The organism is Flagellimonas sp. (assembly GCF_965233845.1).
Classification (GTDB): Bacteria; Bacteroidota; Bacteroidia; order Flavobacteriales; family Flavobacteriaceae; genus Flagellimonas.
In genome coordinates, this window is the sequence record NZ_OZ247584.1 from 1,441,587 (window position 1) to 1,462,230 (window position 20,644).

Below are 20,644 nucleotides of genomic sequence, written 5' to 3' on the forward strand. Positions count from 1 at the left end.
ACAATGAAAAAATACATATTCAATATTAGATATAACCCCCTAACAGTAATAGTAATTGCCATTTTGTTGACCTCGTGCAGCAAGGACTTTTTGGATGTAGTCAAAGATGATACTGTTAACGCTGATACCTTTTATAGAACAGAAGCTGACGTACAACTTGCAGTTGCTGGAGTTTATGAACTTCTGACAAGCGCAAACGATTATCAAAGGTATCAAGTGATAGGCAGAAACTTATGGAGTGATGATATATGGAGGGGAGGTTTTGTAGGCCCAAATTTTGACTTCGAACCCGTAGCAATTGGTTCTCATTCACCAACAACCAAGCCAATAGTGGACATGTGGAATTATTGCTATACAATGATTCGTAGAGCTAATGATTTCTTACTAAGTACTGAAAATGCCACCATTGAAATTGATGAAAACTTATTGACCCGATATCGAAATGAGGTAAGGTTTTTAAGGGCTTATGCTTTTCAAGAATTGGTCTTTTTGTATGGTGATGTTCCCTTTTTTACGGAAACTCCCACGTCTGTGGAAATAAAAACAATTGGCCGATCGCCTAAATCCATCGTTTTGGATTTTATAATCAGTGAGCTAGATGTTTTATCTGATGAGCTCCCATCTCAGTACTCTGGATCCGACATTGGTCGTATTACAAAGGGTGCCGCCGAATCCTTACTTAGTAGGGTACTCCTAAGCGAAGGAGATTATACCGGAGCAGCAGCAGCTTCACAAGAAGTTATATCATCTGGAAATTATGGTTTAGAAAATTTAGGAGAAATCTTTTTACTGGCAAATGAGGGCAACCAAGAAGTAATTTGGGACGCCCATGTTCTAGAAACAAACGGCAGTACTGGTTGGCTAGCAAACTATACTCTTCCTTCGGCCTTAGGAGGGTTTGGAGGTGGGACAACTCCAAGTCAATCATTGGTGGATGCCTTTGAAATGCAGGCAACTGGTTTGCCAATATCCGATGCCGCAAGTGGATTTGATGAAAATGATCCATTCGCAGGAAGAGATCCAAGATTAGCGCAGGCAATCATCCACCCTGGTGCTATAATCGAGGGTGAAGTTTTTGATGTTAGTGGAAGTACAACCGGATATTATAGCAAAAAATTCTATGACCCTGCCATACCAAGAGGATACGGCCTAAGCCAAAATTGGATACTCATTCGCTATGCAGAAGTATTGTTAAACTTCGCCGAGGCCACTAATGAAGTTTCAGGTCCAATCGCGACTGTTTATGAAGCGGTAAACTCCATAAGGGCGAGAGCGGGAATGCCTGATTTACCTGCAGGGCTATCGCAATCTGAAATGCGCGAAAGAATCCGAAATGAAAGACGGGTTGAACTTGCCTTGGAAGGAGATCGCTTTTACAGTATAAGACGATGGGAAATTGCGGAGGATGTTGTTCCGCAAGATCTTCAGGGAATCGACCCGGTATCTCTTGAGAACACCACCGTGAGTTCAGGAAGAGTATTTGATCCAAGCAAGGATTACTTATGGCCGATTCCACAGATCCAGATAGATTTGACTGAGCCGGGGGTTACCACCCAAAACCCAGGTTGGGACTAGATCGGGCAGCGTTTTCTTTGATGAAAAGGATCTTTTAACAGTAAAAATTAAAGTAGGAGCATTTAGTTTGAGTTAGTTAGTTTCTTTAGGGGTCGGAGTTTAAGGGATTGTTTTCCGGCCCCTTTCAACTACAGTTATTTCCAAATGGAATCATCAGATTTCCTGTTGATGGATTGTCGTTGTCATTAAACATAATCATGTGATATTTAGTGTTTTGTGTCGATAATTTTACTCATATGACTACAACCGCAAAGATTTAGGTAACCAATTGCGAATAAACCAACACTAGTGTAAGAATCAACTTAAGTGCTTGAAATCTTAAAACCTAATGAAAAGAAGAGAGTTAATAAAAAATCTAGGGTTTGCCGCCGGCGCGGCCGTATTTCCTAATACACTGGGTTCAAATACCTTTAAGAAGGATGTTGAACTGGGAGAAAGTTCTCCAATTCCAAATCTGAATCTGGCGAAGCCCGTTTCGGTGATAATGATAGGTGCTGGCAATCGAGGGAATACATATAGTGACTATAGGTTGCATTATCCCGACCAAATGAAAATTGTTGGGGTCGCTGAACCAATTGATGATAGAAACAGTAGATATGCTAAGAAACATGATATTCCAGATGTAAACAGATTTGACACATGGGAGGATGTTTTTAAACGTCCGAAATTTGCGGATGCTGTAATTATTGCTACTCCAGACCAATTACATTATGGACCCTGCATGGCAGCTCTCGAAATGGGCTATGACGTGTTATTGGAAAAGCCAATAGCCCCAACTGAGAAAGAATGCTTGGACATACAAAGAATGGCAAATAAGATGGGAAGAATTGTTGCCGTATGTCATGTCCTGCGTTATGCGCCATACTTCATAGAGCTCAAAAAAATGATATCTCAAGGGGCAGTAGGGGAATTAGTTAGTATTGACCATTTTGAACCAATAGAAAGGGTCCATATGTCCCATTCATACGTGAGGGGAAATTGGCACAATTCAAAAACAAGTACGCCAATAATTATGGCTAAGTCTTGTCATGATATGGATATACTGCGATGGCTAATAAATGAACCTTGTGAGAGCATAGCTGCATATGGAGATTTGAAATGGTTTAGGAAGGAAAACGCTCCTCAAGGTAGCACCAAACGGTGTGTTGAAGGGTGTGCCATTGAAAAAACATGTCCCTATTCAGCAAAACGAATTTATTTGGATGAGGGACAGCACACGTACGTATTCGACCTCCCAAAAGATAAATCATTGCATCGCGACATTATCCATAAAAAATTAAGGACAACTGACTATGGTCGATGTGTTTACAGAATGGATAATGACCAACCAGACCATTATGTGACATCCATGAGATTTAAAAGTGGAATAACTGCTAATTTTTCCATGGAAGCATTTACCTCCTATCATGGCCGAAGGACCAGAATTATGGGTTCCATGGGAGATATTGTCGGAGACATGGAGTCATATACCTATACTGATTTCCAAACTGGCGAAGTGCTTAATAAGAATGTGAACAGGGATCGAGGAGGGATATATGATGCACATGGCGGAGGAGATTTGTTGTTAGTAAGGGACTGGTTGAATGCTGTTTCCAAACAAGATGTCTCATTATTGACATCCAATATTGATGTTTCCGTTGAAAGCCATGTAATGTGTTTCAAAGCCGAGGAAAGTAGGGTGATGGACAGGAAAATTAAATTTAGTTAATCAATCTGGATTTTGCTCCAGATAACAAACCAAGCAACTTTGAAAAAGAATAAAAATATTTCCCTTTTAGCTCAGGCAGCTTTGTCGTTAGGAGCAATATTGATATTTAATTCGTGCAAACCTGAATTAAAATCACAGAGTAAATATTTGGAAAACAGGACTGTGATTTTTGAATCCGAAGGGTATAAACTAGACCCAGGTATATTGTTTACGACAGATTTCACCATTCCCACTTCTAATCATCCAATGAAAAGAAGTTTGCGGGTAACTGGCTCAACAATTTTACCGGAGAAATTCGGGAAAAGAAGTGAAAATGTGTTCCGTGAACATTGTTATCATATTGATGATTACCTAGTTTCAGATGACACATATGGGAAAGATGATTTCGCATTAGTTTACGTAGGCGAAAATGAGAACTATGAAAAAAACGCTTTTTATAGAATATCTCATGAACAATTAAAAAGCTTCAATGGCGATAAAGTTCAAGTAAACCTTCCTCTAAAAAGAGATATCAATGGTTTTGAAAAGGAAGGGTTTTTTAAGCTAAAGCTTCATCTTTTTGAGAAAAAGCAAGGTCGGGCCCTTGACGATATTTTTGATGATGCAGATCAAATTTGGGAAATGGAAGTACCAGCTGGTACTTCTGACTGGGAAGTTATTACTAAGGATCTAATTATCCCAGGGGACATAGCTTGTATTCTGGTGCAAATAAGCAGCAAGAATATGCAAGGAAATTGTAAAGTTGGCACACCTTGGTTTACCAGTCCACATGCGAAACTTCCGTTTTATCCTTTTCAGCCTTTTATTAAGAACCACCAGAATTGGATTGGTGAAAATTTATCGTCAAAAGAATGGCCCGAATTTGAATTTTCAATCGACGGGAATCCGTTTTTTACCGGTAAAATATTCGATAGGGCTTCCGAAATTGGGGAGTTTGATCTGAATTTACCGGATTTGGAGTCTGGGCAGCATAAGCTCTCAATGAAGCTTCTTGACAGATTTCCAGCCAAATATCCATTTTTGTTAAAAGCTATTGAGTTTCATGAAAACAGTTCGAGGGATTTTGAAATAGTGTACGTACCGGAATTTGTCAATAAGGATAACAAGTTTGGTATCTTATTGGAAATCAACAAACCTGGAATTAAATTGAAAGTTTCTGGGGACGAGGAAATAGAACCTTTGACCACGGAAAAGCATTTCGAAGAGATGGGATTGCATACAATAACTTTCGCTGCTAAAAATCCTTCCATTAAACAAAAAATCGCGATTTCAGATGGGTCCAATGTAGTATTTGAAACTGTAGGGCAGATTATTAACAAGGAACCCGATAGTATCTACATTTCAACTGGGGATGATATTTATATTACTAGAACCAAGGAACAGTGGTCAAAATATCTCAAATGGCATATGCGTGAAGGCATTGGGAATATGTATTGTTGGAGGCCTTCACATCAATGGAGTGGGGCGATAGGTTGGGATCCCGAATTCTATAACTGGGCAGTAAACATATTACAAGATTTGCAAATGCCTTATGCTCTGATGACAGAAGGTAGAACTTTGCCAGGCAGGGACATAAATCCATCTACAGAGGTAATGGATAGCCCATTTTTTCTTGGAAGGCAGTCTCATGAAGATGATGGCAGTTTTTATTATTGGGATCAATTTGTTTGGGAAGGCCTATATTCTGATTTAGCTGCAAAGTTCAGACCTTATGGCGGGATTTTTGCCAAAACCAGGCCAATTAAGAATGATAACGGAATATTCATTTTCTATGATCCATATGGTGCGGATAACATGGCTAAGGGCGCTCAGCAATTTGTCAATAATTTAAGCAAATCAAGAGGAGAAAGTACAAGGCATACAGGTCCGTCCACGATGTTCCGTTACTTTTTCCAAGCTGGATACGAATGGGTAGGTGCAGAACAAATGTATGGTCCTGAAGAACTAATTATGTCATCAATGCGCGGAGCCAGTAAAGCATATGGCAAAAATAGTTTTGGAACTCATTTAGCAACACAATGGGGTACACAGCCTTTTAATGATACAGATCATGCCACAAGGTTTTTTCTCTCGCTGGCCATATCGTACATACATGGGGCAACAAACATAAATACAGAGGAAGGGGTTTGGAATATGGAAGAGGGGATTGATAGGTTTACAAAAGCTGGCAGAGCTCACATAAAAAGACAAAGAGACCTATTGCACTTCATAGAAACACATGAGCGTAGGGGCAAACCAGTGGCCCCCGTTGGAATAATCCAAGGGCGTAACGATGGGTGGAAGAGTTTTGATTTCAGAGTCAAGTCCAACACCTGGGGCCAACGCGGAGAGCAATGGAAATATGGTGCGCCGGAAGAAAGTTTTGAACTAATCAAAACCTTTTATCCAGAAAACGAACTAGGAGAAATCACGCTCCGAGCACATGAACCTAGATTGCCAAAAGGTTTTTATACTTCCACGCCATATGGATTGGTCGACCTATTCCCCATTGAGGCACCTCAGAATGTTATTGATGATTATCAATTTATTGCTTTTTTGGGATGGAATACATACCAGCAAGATGATTTTGAGAAATTGCTGTCTTTTGTTGTAGATGGAGGAACATTACTTATGTCCGCGGTACATGCCAACACCGAATTAAGACGAAATCAGTCTGTAACTTATCCAGCTAAAGATGATGTGTTGAAAGCTTTGTTGGGAGAAGATTATAAAGACAGAAATGAAAAATATGAACGAAAGGTTGGGAAAGGAAAAGTTATTTTTTACCCTCAAAAGTTATATCCATCCGAGCCGTTAATTAAAGAGGAGTACCAAGCTGATCTAAAAAAGCTCTTGGATGATTCCATACTTGACCAGATAGAGAACGGATGGATTGAGGGTGCTGATAACATAGAATTTGCCGCTTGGGATTGGGATGATAATAAAACAAGAACAATCTATTTGTTGAATATTGATTGGTGGAGTATAGACACTTCCCATGCAGCTCGATTACGGATAGGAGATTCTTCGTTTGACATCGAGGTGAGACGCGATGTTTTGGAAGCAATAACAGTCTCTGGGGATGTGGCTGTTAAGCCCTCAACCATGACCACCGATGTTTTGGATATTTCAAAGAACAACTCTGGATATCAAATTACTGTCCAAACCGCTTCGATGGATACACTTGATATTTACCACATTAATAAGGGAGTTGAAACCCACAAAATTATGGGTCCAGGTATACATACCATAACGATTAATGACATGTAAAAAATTTAAAATGAAACAGTTACAATTAATGGTTGTGCAGCTTGTAATTGCAATACATATGTTATCATGTAGTACTGATGATTTAGGTGGGGCTAATGAAGAACCTGTGGTATTGGCGGACGAAATTGAAATTTATGAGGAAAGTAAATTGGAAAACAATAGTCTCGTGCTAGCTATTGAAAATGCTGGTAAAGCGGCCTATTTACTAACTAAACAAGGACAAAGGGCCTATGAATGGGAATTTAATGCCAATCTTGGAAATGATTTGGAATTATTACCTAATGGTAAGCTTCTCGGTATGTTCAAAGTAGAGGACCCTCAATTTTCATTTGGAGGGTACGGTGGGATTATTAAAATAATGGACACTAACGCCGAAGAGGAGTGGGAATATAACTATAGCTCTGAAGATTTTTTGGCCCACCACGATGCTGAAATGCTTCCTAATGGAAACGTATTGTTCCTAGTTTGGGAACGAACATCGGTATCAGAGGCTCAGGCATTGGGTATCAATGCTCATTTTGACACTTTTACAGAAGCATTGATTGAAGTAAACCCAGTAAGCAATGAAATAGTTTGGGAATGGCATAGCTTGGATCATTTGGTTCAGGATGTAGATTCCAATCTCCCTAATTTTGGAATAATCAACGAAAATCCACAATTAATCGATCATAACTACAACATCTTGGTGGATGAATATGGAGGTGATATTATGCATGCCAATGGCATTGACTATGATGAGGACAATGATTTGATATTTGTAAGTGTAAATTTCTACGGAGAGGTTTGGGTAATCGATCATAGTACAACTTCAACGGAGGCGGGTACCCATACAGGTGGAAATTATGGAAAAGGAGGAGATTTGATTTATAGGTTTGGGAATCCAGAAGCCTATAATCATGATTATGGTACCCAACTTTTCCACAAAGTACATTTTCCAAATCTTTTGGAAAATAATGTGCCAGGCCAAGGTAATATGCTTGTTTTTGTGAATGGTTCGGAACAACAGTCCACAGTTTACGAATTAAGATTGCCAGAAACATACGAGCTAAAATTGGATCAGAGCAATGAACCAGAAGTAGTTTGGAGCTTTAGCCACCCCGATTTGTATGCGGCAATCATTTCTGGCGCGGTTAGACTTGAAAACGGAAACACCCTGATTTGCGAAGGGGATTTTGGCTTTTGGGAAGTCACCCAAGATAAGGAAGTTGTTTGGAAATACAACGGAGGAGGCGAACAGAGATATTGGAGAGCGTACAATTATAAGTTGGATGACCCAGCTCTAACCCAACTCGGACTATAATAGGGTAACAGATACCATTTTAAGTATCATTAGAAAGTAAATACAAAGCATGTTCAACCTTGACACATTATGCATATTACTATTATTTGTAATCGTTATTATTCCTGCAAAAGCTCAAGAATACCCCCTGTTATATGAAAATGATTTTGAAGCGGAGCAGGGGGCTCTTGATTTTGAATTCACAGATCCAGGTGTTTGGAAAATAAATGACAGTCTTGGTAATAAGTCATTGGACCTAATAGGACTCAGCAATTACAAATTACCAGTCAGTTCCCCATATAACATAGCTATTCTGAAGAAAGTCAAAGTTTCGAATTTTATACTTGAAGCAAGGATTAAACAGACCGGAAGGGAATATCCGCATCGTGACTTATGTATATTTTTTGCAATTAAAGACCCAAGCAATTATTACTATTTGCATATTGCATCCGAAGCAGATCCAAATTCACACAACATTTTTCTTGTCAATGATGAGCCTCAAAAAGCAATTGCCTCAAAAACTAACTCAGGCATTATCTGGGGAGATGACTGGCATCAAGTCCGAATTGAGCACCTAGTGAAAACAGGAAGCATAAAAGTATACTTTGATGACATGGAGAATCCGATTATGGAAGCAAAAGATGATCACTTCAGTTTTGGGTATGTAGGATTCGGTTCTTTTGATGATGTTGGGAAATTTGACAATATTAAGATATGGGGTGATTCTTTTAACGATTCTCCACACTTTTTCCGTTAATAATCTATTCGCCATGAAGCTTTACCCCGATACAATAAATACCATGCAATCCTCATTTAAAAAATTTAGCGGGTTGAGTACTAAATTAAAGGCATCCTAATGGACAAACAGGAATTTCTAAAATTGCCAAATACAATTAAGTCATTAATGAAATTCGTGTTAATAGCGGGATCACAAGTCATAATTGCTCAAGGAGAATCAAACATAAAGTGGTGGAATCCGATAGACAGTAATTACCGGGTTGTCTCAGGGCAAGGATGGCCAGGGGAGGTAGAATCAATTTATCATCGATTACCCAGTAGGGCTAAGTCCAAAGTCAGAAAAGAGGTTTGGAGTTTATCTAAACATTCTGCAGGACTGTCAATTAAGTTCAGGACCAATGCAGATACAATTAAAATCAGATATCACTTGAATGGTGAACTCAATTATGACTTAATTCCTAGTAGTGGAGTAAGCGGACTAGATTTATATACTAAAACTCCTAATGGTGAATGGGCGAGATGTTGGGGTGATTATATTATAGATTCTATTTCCACATTTAGTTTTGAAATCGATTCCCGTTCAATTAAAGAAAATGAACGCGGGCAAGAATATCAGCTGTTATTACCCACGTTCAACGAAATTGATTTACTAAAAATTGGTGTCAACCAAAAGTACTTTTTTCGACCACTCCCGTTGAGTTCTAAAAAACCAATTGTTACCTACGGAACTTCTATTTGCCAGGGGGCTAATGCTTCACGTCCAGGAATGACGTGGGCAAATATGCTTGAAAGACGTTTAGAAAGACCCCTTATCAACCTTGGATTTTCTGGAAATGGGAAATTGGAGCCTGAGCTTATAGAATTGTTGACCGAAATTGATGCTAAACTATATGTTCTTGACTGTCTTCCAAATTTAACACCGGATAAAGACAATGTACTTGGATTGATTACAAAATCAGTAAAAAAAATAAGATCCATAAGAAAAGATGTGCCTATTATTTTAACTGCACATCCAGGTTTTGCTAATGAGGAGACAAGCATTAAGAATAGAGTCCATTCCGCAAGACTTAATGAAGAACTGTATCTCGCTTATCAAACTTTAAAGCGTGAAGGGTATGTAAATCTATATCTCATAAAGAAAAAGAAACTAAAGTTCACTATTGATTCCTACGCGGATTATGGGCATCCCAATGACCATGGAATGGTTCAATACGCAACAGCTTACGAGAAGTTAATAAAGAAGGTATTGTCTAAATACAGCGAAAATTAGGATTCAAATTTCACGTCCAGTGATTGAATGGAACAGTAGAAATATCAAATACATTTCCGACTTATTTCCGACTATTGTTAACTTTTATGATTATAAGTATTTAAAAAACAGGTAGTTGTGTTTGGTATATTTCTGCCTTCTAAGCAGACGGTCGAAGGTTCGAATCCTTCCGCGATCACGAATAAATGAAAGAAGTTCCATGACAAACCAAGCTTGCTTGAATTTGTAAATGGGACTTTTTTATTTTCACCTAGGAGCGGTGAAGGAAGGGCATAGCCAATCCTTCCGCAATCACTTAGAAAATTCAAATAAAACCAAAGCCTTGCATATGTTATTGATTTTCAAGACTTTGATGTTTTTGGACCTTTATTTGAATTGGTTTGACTTGGTATGCTTTAGGACGTTTACAGCGCGAAACATGGTTTCGCTCGCTTTAACATCGCTAGTTAAAGTGCCTGTAAATTTTACAAAGGTGGCTTTATGCAGTATTTAAATAGTAGAATGAGTCTTCTTGATCAATTTTTGGCCAAGTAGAGATATCCTTGATATTCTTTGCCAAGATCGTGCATTGATACCAAATAAAAATAAACCCCCGAAGGTAAACCTTTGTCCCTATTGATTACCAAATCTCCTTCCGTTGCGTAACCATTAAATTCATCAACGTAATTGGCTCGTTTAAAAACAAGCACTCCGTAGCGGTCATAAATACGAACAAGGTTATTACGGGATTGTCCCAGTTCGGAAATTTCCAAAAAATCATTAATGCCATCATCATTGGGTGTTAGCAAATAATTGGGCAAATCCGCAATAAATTCCGGCTTATCGATAGCACCGAAAGTCAATATTTCATAGTCATCTGGGACAAAGCGATTTGAATTTACAAATCCCTGTGTTAAATCGCCAACGGCAGTACCTCCCAAACTATCCCATTGTTGGGTTGATTTGTTCCAGCCCACAAGAATGATATTTTCTGGATTGTTGGTGATGCGGTTCATAGAGCTCCTTGCATTCCAGGAAATCTGAACACTAGATGGAATGGCCCCTTGTAAATGCCAAAATTCAACAGTTGTGATATTTTGTATTTCAGATGCCTTGGAATTGGTATTGAAATTAGTTGCGAAAAACAGCGGATTGTTCGGGTCTCTAAAAAAATAGGCACATTTTGCCTCGGTATTTGCCCAATCAGAATGCAAAACCAAAGCACGTAGTTGTTCCGAATCACCCACAGGAAAGGCAAAGTCCTGTTGACCGTGAAGAGTTACGTATCCATCCACTTTTCTGATGTCCTCAGTTCCGGCGTAAAATGCAACGGATCGGAAAGTAAGTGCCGTGAAGGTATCCACTCTTGGAGTATTAATGTTTCCAAGGATGAAATTTTGATTGTTTTCAATAGAAATGGAAACTTCCAACAGAGGCTTTCTCTATGCGAATGGTAAGGTTAATGTGTTCAATATATACGTCATAAATCATAGCCCGTTAAAATTCAATGGAAAAGGGTAGCCAAAATTTGTAGTTCATCGGGTATAAGTACCACTTCATATAATTGCGTCAAACCTATATTCCAAATCGCTCAAAACCAAGTAGTTTTGCATCCGATTTTTAAAAAATAGTTTTGGGAAATACGGGAAATATGGCCCTGTTATCTTTATGCTTTGGCCTTTTGGTAACATCTTGCAGTACAACCGTTGAGGAAGAAGGATATCTGGGCATTCAAGCAAACACAAGTGAATTGGAACTGGAAGTATTTAATTTGGTAAACGAGCATAGAAGTTCTCTGGGTCTCAATACCCTAAAATTTAACTCCATCGCATACACCTACGCAACTACCCATACCAAATCAATGATCAATGACGGAACAATCAGCCACAAGGACTTTGATATCCGTTCCTCAAATTTAGCTGTGGAAACAAATGCCAATGATGTGTCAGAAAATGTGGGCAGCAATTTTAAATCAGCAGAGGGAATTGTACAGGCATGGATTAACAGTGAGACCCATAAAACAAATATGGAAGGGGATTATGAAGCTACAGCTGTCAGTGCAAAGGCAGATAAAAATGGGGTAATCTACTTTACGCAACTTTTTTTACGATGAATTTTCAACATTTTGGACAAATCGTAAGCTTTTAGTTCACTTTTTTATAAAAAAAAATCCCATTAAATTTAACGATGAGCACCAATTTTCGTGCCAACTCGTTGAAATGCTGTATTGACGCCACTTCCCAAAAATAGCAGCTAATGCATTAGCTGTCAATTAATTAATCAAATTTCTTTCTTTTGATGTAGTATTAATCTTACAATTTAAAATATTTAGCATATTGTTGAGTTTTATATAAGTAAACACGATTATTGATGAGAATAATTCAACAAATATGGAAAAATATTTACTATTTTCTATTTTCGTGATAGTATTCCAATCATCTATTATTGGACAAACATTCGCTACCACCGTCTCAAGTGAGGACGAAGTGGATTTTTCTTCAAATGCAGTTGACGGAAACTTGTCCACAAATGCAGACATAAGGGCAAGCACAGGAATTTTAGTTGGTGTAGGGGCGTATTCTGGCCATCTTGAACTTGAATTTCCCTCACTGTTGAATCAAAATACCACCTCTTATCTAAAGTTGAACACCGAAGATGATTTGCTGCCCTACCTTTTGGGTGGTAGTCTTGGAGAATTACTCTCTGACATTGCAGGGACTGTTCTTATAGGAAACCAGGAGTTTACCGTTACCGTAAAAAGTGATGACACTCCCGTTTTGGAGGAATCTTCAAACGATACCAACGCATTCAGTGATGATCTCTTAAGAGTGGTTACCGATGTCAACAATGATTATTTTCTGGCCATCGCTCCAGATTCACCCTATAATCGAGTACGGTTGACCAACCGGATAGGAGCACTTGTTGGCTTAAACAACGAAAGGGTTCTAGATGTTTATGGTGCCTTCCATAATCAAGGTCTCGCATCTTGTGGAACACCAACATACACCTCCTTTTCTGGATTGGGCCTTACCCTTGACCTTTTAGATATCGGAGGTGCCGGTGTCACCGATCCGCATTTGGCCATGGACAGTAACCAAACTAGCTTCTCCGAGGTTGGTCTTGGTATTTTGGGGGTTGCTGCCAGCATACAGCAAACCGTGTATTTTGATACGCCATCCGAGGCTGGGGATAATTATTACATCCGCTTGGCCATAGATCCATCCTTACTTCAAGCTGGAATTGCCAACAATGTTCAAATTTCGGCCCAAAGTGGATCCAACACACCAACATTCAGTGGAGACCTTTCCGGTCTTTTGAATCTGGATCTTTTGACCTTATTGCAAAGTGGACAGCCTGCGGTTATTGGTTTTGACCCCAGTGGTCCCGCAGATAGAATAACGGTTGAGCTATCATCCTTACTGAACGTTTCCTTAGATCAAAATTTACAGATTTTTGAAATATATCGCGCTCCTGCCGTTCCCTTAATCGATGCAGCATCACAGGATTTGAGTATCTGTTCAGGAAGTTCCGCCAATTTGGTGGCAACTACCACTGTAGGGAATGAGCTTAGATGGTACGATGCCGAAACCAATGGCACCTTACTGGACACGGTAAATTCAGGTGACCCCTATGCCACCCCGATCTTGACTTCGGACACCACATATTATGTGGCGGCAGTTGGGCCTGGTTGTCCCGAAGAATCCCCACGTGTGCCAGTGACCGTTACCGTAGTTGATATTCCAACCGCTTCAGACATTACTATTTCGGGGGATGAAAATCCAGTATGTTCCTCCAGCAATGTAACCTTGATTCCATCCAGTACCATTGTAGGAACCTATAGTTGGTTTTTTGATGCCGCCGCAACCAACGAGATTACAAATGGGCTTGTAGTGGGTTCTGTAACCTATTCCATTGCCACCAATGGAAACTTGACCATCAGTGGTTTAGACCAGGCTGGAAGTCCTTACACTTATTACGCTAGAATAACAGAGGAATCCGCGGGTTGCGAAAATGCAGCGGGCGATTTAGCTTCTGCCACGGTAACCGTTGTGGATTCTGGCAACAGTATTTCCATTACTTCCAACCCCATACTTACATTGGACAACCTTCTTGATTTTTTCACCGGTTCACCCAACTATATGGTCACAGGCTCTGTTACAGGTGACGCTAGCAGTGGAGATTCCGTGACCCTTGTCATTAATGGGCAGACGTATAATGGGGTACTGGATACCAATTTGGATTTTAGCATTGCAGTAGACGGAACAGATTTGGCACTTGATGTGGATGGTATTATCGATGCCTTTGTCAGTGGAACCATTTGTACGGTCACTGATGAAATCCTATTGGACCTTCCAGAGCTGATCATTGATGATTTGGTTCAGGTCTTCTGTGCCTCTGACAACCCAACCCTCCTGGATCTCGAAGTTACGGGTAGTAACATTTCATTCTTTGACAGTTTGGACGCTACCACTGCGTTGGACATCAATACCCCCTTGGTAGATGGCAATGTTTACTTTGCCGGTATCTTAGGAATCCCCACATCAGTGCTCCCCAGAGTTGGTATTACTGTAAATCTGACCCAATTGGCTACGCCAACCACAATTTCTGTGAGTCAAACTTTTTGCATTGATTTGGATGCCACCTTGGCCGATATTCTAATTAACGAAACCAATGTGGTTTTCTATGCGGAGTCATCAGGTGGGACCGAGCTGGATATTTCAACCCCGCTCGTTAATGGTGAAAGTTATTTTGTGGCGCTCCAAGATATTGATGGATGTGAGAGTACAGTCCGGTTGGAAATTACCATAAACATTGAAGGGGAAACACCAACCACCAACTCCAGTACGCAAACGTTTTGTGTGCTTAACGACCCAACTGTTGGCGACCTTCAAGTGAACGAATCCAATGTGGTGTTTTATGATAGTCCATCCAACGGACAGGAATTGGACCCCTCCACTCCTCTGGAAGATGAAAGCAATTATTACGCAGCGATAAGGGAAACCAGTGGATGTGAGAGTGCAAATCGTTTGCAGATCACTGCCATTGTGGAAGACGAAGACCCCATCACCTTGACAGGTCAAATAGAAGAGGCCTGTTGGAATGAGCAATACACCTACTCCACGGAAACTGGAAAACAGAATTACACATGGACCATAATGGGAGGAACCATAGTGAATGGCGGGACCACTACAGATGATTTTGTCACCATCACTTGGAACAATCTTCAAGACACTTCAGTAAGTGTATTGTACGAGGACAGTACAGGTTGTACCCCAAGCCAGGAAACCCAGATGGACGTGGAAGTGGTGGACTGTGGTAATATCATGGGAGAAGAGTTCTGTTTGGAAGTTTTCAACGAATTCACTCCAAACAACGACGGATTTAACGACTTTTTTGAGGTGCGATGTATAGAGGCCTATTCCAATACCATTGAAATCTTCAGTAGAAATGGGAATAAAGTGTATGAATCCATCAATTATCAAAACGATTGGGACGGCATTGCCAATGTTGGGGGTATCCTGAATAAGGGCGACCATCTCCCTTCAGGAACGTATTACTATGTCATAAACATCCCAGAATTGAACCGAAACCTTGTGGGTTGGCTTCAATTGGCCAGATAATCAAACCAAACCTAAGCATTCAAAACCAATTGCAATGATAAAACTTGAGCATAATCTAGGATTACTTGTGTGTCTCATCTTCATTATACAATTCACCGAAGTAAAAGCGCAACAAATGCCCCAATACACTCAATATATGTACAATACCACCATTCTAAATCCAGGATATACTGGAACCTCTGGGAATCTTGAGGCAAATGTCCTGTACCGCTCACAGTGGGTAGGATTGGATGGGGCACCAGAGACCCAATCCTTTACCTTGCAGGGTAGACTAGGTAATAAAATAGGACTGGGGTTAACAGCCCTTAATGATAACATAGGGGCCGCCAACAATGTAAAGGTCAATGGGCATTTTGCTTATGAAATCCCTACGGGATATAATACCAAACTATCACTGGGTCTTAACGCAGGATTGGATGTACTGAGCGTGGATTGGTCCAAGGGAACTTATTCCAATGCCCAAGACCCTGTCTTCAGTGACAATCTTAACAAGACCAGGCCAATTTTTGGTATTGGCGCATTTTGGTATAGTGAAAAATGGTATTTGGGTGTTTCCACGGACAACTTTCTAAACTCAAAAATATATAATGACGATGAGCAAACGGTCACTGACCGAAAAAGCCAATACTATTTTATGGGTGGTTACGTCATGGATGTTTCCAATTCCATAAAATTTAAGCCAGCAGTTTTGACAAAGCATGTGGCGGGTGCCCCTTTGACTTTGGATATTTCGGCAAATTTCCTATTGCAAGAAAAGGTTAGTCTGGGAATCGCCTATAGGTATGATGATGCCATTAGCGCATTGGCCGGATTCTACCTTGCAAAAAAGTTTTTCATCGGCTATGCCTATGACTATACCGTAACCGGACTTGATAATTACAACAACGGTTCCCATGAGATAATCCTCAAGTACGCCGTGCTTGATGCCAACAAAAGAGCCCTGTCACCAAGATTTTTCTAAAAAAGAAATAGTATGAAGAGACTAGTATTACTTATAGCACTTTGCACATTGGGCAAAGGAATTTCCCAAAGTAAGTTGGAACGGGCAGACCAGTTTTTTGAGGACTTTAAGTTTGATAGGGCTCTTGACCTCTACAAAGATTTGGCTTCCGAAAAAAAGAGGCCATCACTGCACGTCATCCAAAGGTTGGCAGATGCATATTTTAACAAGAGTGAATATCAACAGGCAAAGGATTGGTATGCAAAAATCTATGCAATTGAAGGCAAAAGAATGGGAGAAAACAACTTGATTAAATTGGTGCAGTGCCTTAAGGCCAGTATGAAACCCAAGGAAGCGGATAAATTGTTGCGGGATTTCTATTCAGACCAAAAAATCCGACTCGATATGATTTTGGCCCAAAAACGGTATTTGGACAGCATTTTGCCAACAGAGCCAATATATAATCTCCAAAGGTTGCCATTTAACAGTAAAAAGTCGGATTTTGCACCCAGCATTTATGGGGATAAGTTGGTCTTTGCCTCGGCAAGGGACACGCTCAAATCTAGTGGGGAACTCTACCCCTGGAACAATCAACCGTATTTGGATTTGTACATTACCAACCCAAATGAATCATGGTTTGTCCCTGAAAAGTTTTTGGAAAATTTAGAGACTTCCTATCATGATTCCAATATGGCCTTTGACTCTGGGTCAAATACGATTTACTTTACCCGAAATTATTTGAAAAAGAATAAGTTGAGTGCTAATGGTGATGGATTATCCAACATGCAAATTCTAAAAGGCACTATTTACAATAATGAGCTCATCAACGTAACTTCAATGGCATTCAATAACAAGGAGTATTCCTGTGGACACCCTGCTCTCAGCGATGATGGAAACTATTTGTATTTTACCTCGAATATGCCGGGTGGCCAAGGGGAGAGCGATATTTATGTTGTGGAATTGGGTATCGATGGGGATGCGCTGACACCTCCAATGAATTTGGGGCCTACCATTAATACAAGAGGTAGGGAGATGTTCCCTTTTATAGATGGCAATAATCTGTATTTTTCTTCTGATGGACACTATGGGCTAGGAGGGCTGGATGTTTTTACTTCTCAAATCAGATCAAAATCAAACTATAGCTTGCCGCAAAACATGGGGGCTCCAATAAATGGTAATATGGACGACTTTTCAATGGTTTGGAGTACAAATCATAATAACGGTTATTTCGCTTCAAACCGATTTGGAGGATTCGGTGATGATGACATTTATCTACTGACCAAGGCAAAACCCACCGATTGTCTGGAATATTCAGGATATGTTCTGAATGAAAAAACAGAAGAGCCAATTCCTTTGGCCAGTGTAGAATTATATGATGTTGAAACAGGGCTTTTGAATGCCATTAAAACAGACGAAACAGGCTATTTTAATTTTATCTTACCCTGTAACAAAGAAAACAAAATGGTGTTCTTTAAACCCCGGTTTTCAAAAAAGGATCTATTCATCACCACAGGCGAGAATCCAGAAAACCCTTCCACCAGCAACCTTGTTTACCTCACCCCATTTGAAAGTTTGGTCGTAAAAGAAGGAAATGTGGAAAAAATCAGGGTAAACCCCATCTATTTCGAATATGACAAATCTGATATTACACCGCGCGCTGAAATAGAATTGGAAAAAGTCCTTTTTGTAATGCGTGAGTTCCCTGAAGTAAAAATAAAGATAGAATCGCATACCGATTCGAGAGGAACGGACCAATACAACTTTAGGCTGTCTGATGACCGGGCAAAATCCACCAAACGATATTTAATTGCCCAAGGCATTGATTCCGATAGAATCGTAAGTGCAAACGGTTATGGGGAATATCAGCTTAAAAACCAATGTGGAAATGGAGTCAAATGCACCGAGCAAGAGCATTTGGTCAATAGGAGGTCGGATTTTATAATTGTGAAAGAGAAATCAGGTCTTGTTAATGGAATTATAGACCCATAAACCATTTGCAATTATATCTAAAACCTTAAACCACAGCAAAATAGCTATTCGTGTTTTAAGGAACTGGTTTAAACCAGTCTGCTAATCTTTGAAAGGACGAAAGACAACACAGTCACAAAAGTTCTCTAATCGTCAACATTTTAAAACTAAAAGGTAGAAATCCAATAAAACTGGCGACTATGAGAAATTGTTTGTTTTTTGGTATAACTCACGTTAAGAGCAACAAAGAAAATTTTATGTATATAATTGAAACAATAATTAGGAATAAAAACCTTATTTCCCCTTTTGTTTAGGGATATCACGAGAGATTTACCAGTTTTTCCCTCAATATTAAATTATCCTTATGAATCGGTTACAATAATTGTCATTTTTCAATGATATTGACATTTTTTATACATTTATTGCATGAAAATTTCATTTAATCAAGTATTAGATTGAAATGTCAGGCACTAAAAGGAAAACTAACAAACTACTCTTAGCGGAATTCAAAAAAGGAAACAAAAAAGCTTATCGCAAGCTATTTGAACTTTTTTGGGAACCCATGTTTGTTAGTGCCAAATCCATAGTGCAAAATGAAGATGCAGCCAAGGATATTGTCCAGGAAGTATGGATCAATTTGTGGCAAAAAAGAACAAATTTGGACATCGTTCATTTTGAGGCGTACATCTTCCGGTCGGTCAAATATGGCTGTTTTAAATATTTGAGGGATAACAAACTCAATGCAGTACATCTACAAGTACTGGAATCCTTGGAACTGAGTCGCCCGGCAAAAGTGGAAAACCAGCATAACCTGGAGCAGACCCAGTTCATCATAGAAAAATCGTTGACGGAATTGTCCCCAAGGTGCCAACAAATTTTCCGACTTAGTAGAATGGAGGCAGCCTCCAATGAAGAAATTGCTAAAAAATTGGGCATTTCAAAAAGGTCTGTGGAAAATCAAATGTCCATAGCGCTTAAATCCATTCGCCAGAATCTGAGACTGGCACAATCCTCCCTTACCGCACTTATCATCTTGATCACGAATCTTTGATTTTTTAAGCCTTGGGTAGTGCTGGTTATTGCTACTTCAATATGTTAAAGAAATGTTAAAACACGATTTGTAATGTGAGTTGCAAGCCCTTTCTGGTTCATCATAGTATAGCGCACGAATTATGCAAGAGAACGAATTCAGAAAATTATTGGATAAATATTTGGATGGCACTATTTCCGATCAAGAAACGGAATTGCTGGAAAAATTCAAGGATGAGGTCAATCTAGCCAATTTAGAACCCCACTTTACATCCGAAGCACACAAAAAAGCCATAAAGGACGCTCTGTGGACTTCAATCCATTTGCGAACTCAAGATAATTCCAAGAAAAAATCTTCAATTTGGAAAGTATCTGCCATAGCGGCCACTTTCTTGGCTCTGCTTGCTACGGCTTATCTCCTTCTGCAGAATACTACCAAAGGAACAGATGGTATAATACCTGAAAACGCAATTACGCTGCAACTTGAAAATGGGGAGATTAAGGTAATCAGTGAGGATGGCGAAGTGGAAGTTCTTGATAAGGAAGGCAACGTTATAGGTAAACAAGATGGTAAAAGCTTAAAGTATTCGGAAGTTGGTTCCAAGAGGGAATTAGCCTACAACACCTTGACGGTTCCCCATGGAAAAACCTTTCAACTTCAACTCTCCGATGGTACAATTGCCCACCTTAATGCTGGATCTTCCATAAAATATCCTGTTCAATTCATGGAAGGCTCGCAGCGACAGATTTTTGTGGAAGGGGAAGCTTTTTTGGATGTTGCCAAGGATCCCAATCATCCATTTGTAGTGAATACCAATGGCCTGAATGTTCGGGTTTTGGGAACACAATTCAATGTTTCTGCCTATCCGGAGGATGAAACCACAGAGGTAGTCCTTGTGGAAGGAGCAGTAAGTCTATATACAGAAGATGATGGATACGGTTCGGATAAAAATGTAAAACTGGAGCCTGGGTTTAAAGGGAGTTTTGATAAAACCAACAACCATATCGACACCTCCAAGGTCATTACCAGTCTGTATACCTCCTGGGTAAATGGCAAATTGGTGTTCCGAAATATGACCTTTAGCAACATCATGAAGAAGTTGGAAAGACATTATGACGTAACCATTGTAAACAACAACAAGGATTTGACCCATGATCTGTTCAACGCCAATTTTGGTAAGGAGCCCATAGAAAATGTGCTTATGGAACTAAAGGCCAATTATGGTATTGATTATCAAATCCTGGATGAAAAAATAATCATAGAATAACTAACAAACAGCTAAACTTA

The 20,644-nt window shown here is 39.7% G+C and carries 13 protein-coding genes; 12 read left to right on the forward strand and 1 reads right to left on the reverse strand.

All coding sequences use genetic code 11. From position 1 onward, the window contains the following. The first annotated feature begins 3 nt into the window (after positions 1-3). The 6 genes from ACO6S0_RS06320 (at position 4) to ACO6S0_RS06345 (ending at position 9,819) form a co-directional block, all read left to right on the forward strand. Complete coding sequence (locus ACO6S0_RS06320) at positions 4-1,575, forward strand: RagB/SusD family nutrient uptake outer membrane protein (protein ID WP_422351154.1); 1,572 nt, start codon at positions 4-6, stop codon at positions 1,573-1,575. A 328-nt stretch (positions 1,576-1,903) separates the two neighbouring features. Then, the gene (locus ACO6S0_RS06325) at positions 1,904-3,283 is read left to right on the forward strand and encodes a Gfo/Idh/MocA family protein (RefSeq protein ID WP_422351155.1); all 1,380 of its coding nucleotides are present in this window, start codon (positions 1,904-1,906) and stop codon (positions 3,281-3,283) included. 39 nt (positions 3,284-3,322) lie between these two features. Further along, positions 3,323-6,532, forward strand: a complete 3,210-nt coding sequence (locus ACO6S0_RS06330; RefSeq protein WP_422351156.1) for a hypothetical protein — start codon at positions 3,323-3,325, stop codon at positions 6,530-6,532. 10 nt (positions 6,533-6,542) lie between these two features. After that, positions 6,543-7,832 (forward strand): aryl-sulfate sulfotransferase, encoded by a 1,290-nt coding sequence (locus tag ACO6S0_RS06335; protein ID WP_422351157.1) that lies wholly within the window; start codon positions 6,543-6,545, stop codon positions 7,830-7,832. A 49-nt stretch (positions 7,833-7,881) separates the two neighbouring features. Further along, positions 7,882-8,568: a hypothetical protein gene (locus tag ACO6S0_RS06340; protein WP_422351158.1), complete on the forward strand. Its 687-nt coding sequence runs from the start codon at positions 7,882-7,884 to the stop codon at positions 8,566-8,568. 99 nt (positions 8,569-8,667) lie between these two features. Continuing rightward, positions 8,668-9,819 (forward strand): SGNH/GDSL hydrolase family protein, encoded by a 1,152-nt coding sequence (locus tag ACO6S0_RS06345; RefSeq protein WP_422351159.1) that lies wholly within the window; start codon positions 8,668-8,670, stop codon positions 9,817-9,819. Between the two features lie 515 nt (positions 9,820-10,334). Here ACO6S0_RS06345 and ACO6S0_RS06350 read toward each other — a convergent pair. Beyond that, complete coding sequence (locus ACO6S0_RS06350) at positions 10,335-11,228, reverse strand: gliding motility-associated C-terminal domain-containing protein (RefSeq protein WP_422351160.1); 894 nt, start codon at positions 11,226-11,228, stop codon at positions 10,335-10,337. A gap of 203 nt (positions 11,229-11,431) precedes the next feature. Here ACO6S0_RS06350 and ACO6S0_RS06355 point away from each other — a divergent pair, with 203 nt between their 5' ends. The 6 genes from ACO6S0_RS06355 (at position 11,432) to ACO6S0_RS06380 (ending at position 20,624) form a co-directional block, all read left to right on the forward strand. Beyond that, positions 11,432-11,911: a CAP domain-containing protein gene (locus tag ACO6S0_RS06355; RefSeq protein ID WP_422351161.1), complete on the forward strand. Its 480-nt coding sequence runs from the start codon at positions 11,432-11,434 to the stop codon at positions 11,909-11,911. A gap of 277 nt (positions 11,912-12,188) precedes the next feature. After that, entirely contained in the window at positions 12,189-15,419 is a 3,231-nt protein-coding gene (locus ACO6S0_RS06360; protein WP_422351162.1) for a gliding motility-associated C-terminal domain-containing protein, read from the forward strand. A gap of 34 nt (positions 15,420-15,453) precedes the next feature. Further along, on the forward strand, positions 15,454-16,380 hold the full coding sequence (locus ACO6S0_RS06365; RefSeq protein WP_422351163.1) for a type IX secretion system membrane protein PorP/SprF: 927 nt from the start codon (positions 15,454-15,456) through the stop codon (positions 16,378-16,380). A gap of 12 nt (positions 16,381-16,392) precedes the next feature. Further along, complete coding sequence (locus ACO6S0_RS06370) at positions 16,393-18,348, forward strand: OmpA family protein (RefSeq protein ID WP_422351164.1); 1,956 nt, start codon at positions 16,393-16,395, stop codon at positions 18,346-18,348. A gap of 439 nt (positions 18,349-18,787) precedes the next feature. Continuing rightward, positions 18,788-19,378 carry a sigma-70 family RNA polymerase sigma factor gene (locus ACO6S0_RS06375; RefSeq protein WP_422351165.1) on the forward strand — a complete coding sequence of 197 codons (591 nt, stop codon included), beginning with the start codon at positions 18,788-18,790 and terminating at the stop codon, positions 19,376-19,378. 121 nt (positions 19,379-19,499) lie between these two features. Next, the gene (locus tag ACO6S0_RS06380; protein ID WP_422351166.1) at positions 19,500-20,624 is read left to right on the forward strand and encodes a FecR family protein; all 1,125 of its coding nucleotides are present in this window, start codon (positions 19,500-19,502) and stop codon (positions 20,622-20,624) included. Positions 20,625-20,644: the final 20 nt, after the last annotated feature.

Bases quoted from the DNA above. Each gene is read 5' to 3' on its own strand.
- ACO6S0_RS06320 (WP_422351154.1), top strand. From the start codon at position 4: ATGAAAAAATACATATTCAATATTAGATATAACCCCCTAACAGTAATA.
- ACO6S0_RS06325 (WP_422351155.1), top strand. From the start codon at position 1,904: ATGAAAAGAAGAGAGTTAATAAAAAATCTAGGGTTTGCCGCCGGCGCG.
- ACO6S0_RS06335 (WP_422351157.1), top strand. From the start codon at position 6,543: ATGAAACAGTTACAATTAATGGTTGTGCAGCTTGTAATTGCAATACAT.
- ACO6S0_RS06340 (WP_422351158.1), top strand. From the start codon at position 7,882: ATGTTCAACCTTGACACATTATGCATATTACTATTATTTGTAATCGTT.
- ACO6S0_RS06345 (WP_422351159.1), top strand. From the start codon at position 8,668: ATGGACAAACAGGAATTTCTAAAATTGCCAAATACAATTAAGTCATTA.
- ACO6S0_RS06360 (WP_422351162.1), top strand. From the start codon at position 12,189: ATGGAAAAATATTTACTATTTTCTATTTTCGTGATAGTATTCCAATCA.
- ACO6S0_RS06365 (WP_422351163.1), top strand. From the start codon at position 15,454: ATGATAAAACTTGAGCATAATCTAGGATTACTTGTGTGTCTCATCTTC.
- ACO6S0_RS06370 (WP_422351164.1), top strand. From the start codon at position 16,393: ATGAAGAGACTAGTATTACTTATAGCACTTTGCACATTGGGCAAAGGA.
- ACO6S0_RS06375 (WP_422351165.1), top strand. From the start codon at position 18,788: ATGTCAGGCACTAAAAGGAAAACTAACAAACTACTCTTAGCGGAATTC.
- ACO6S0_RS06380 (WP_422351166.1), top strand. From the start codon at position 19,500: ATGCAAGAGAACGAATTCAGAAAATTATTGGATAAATATTTGGATGGC.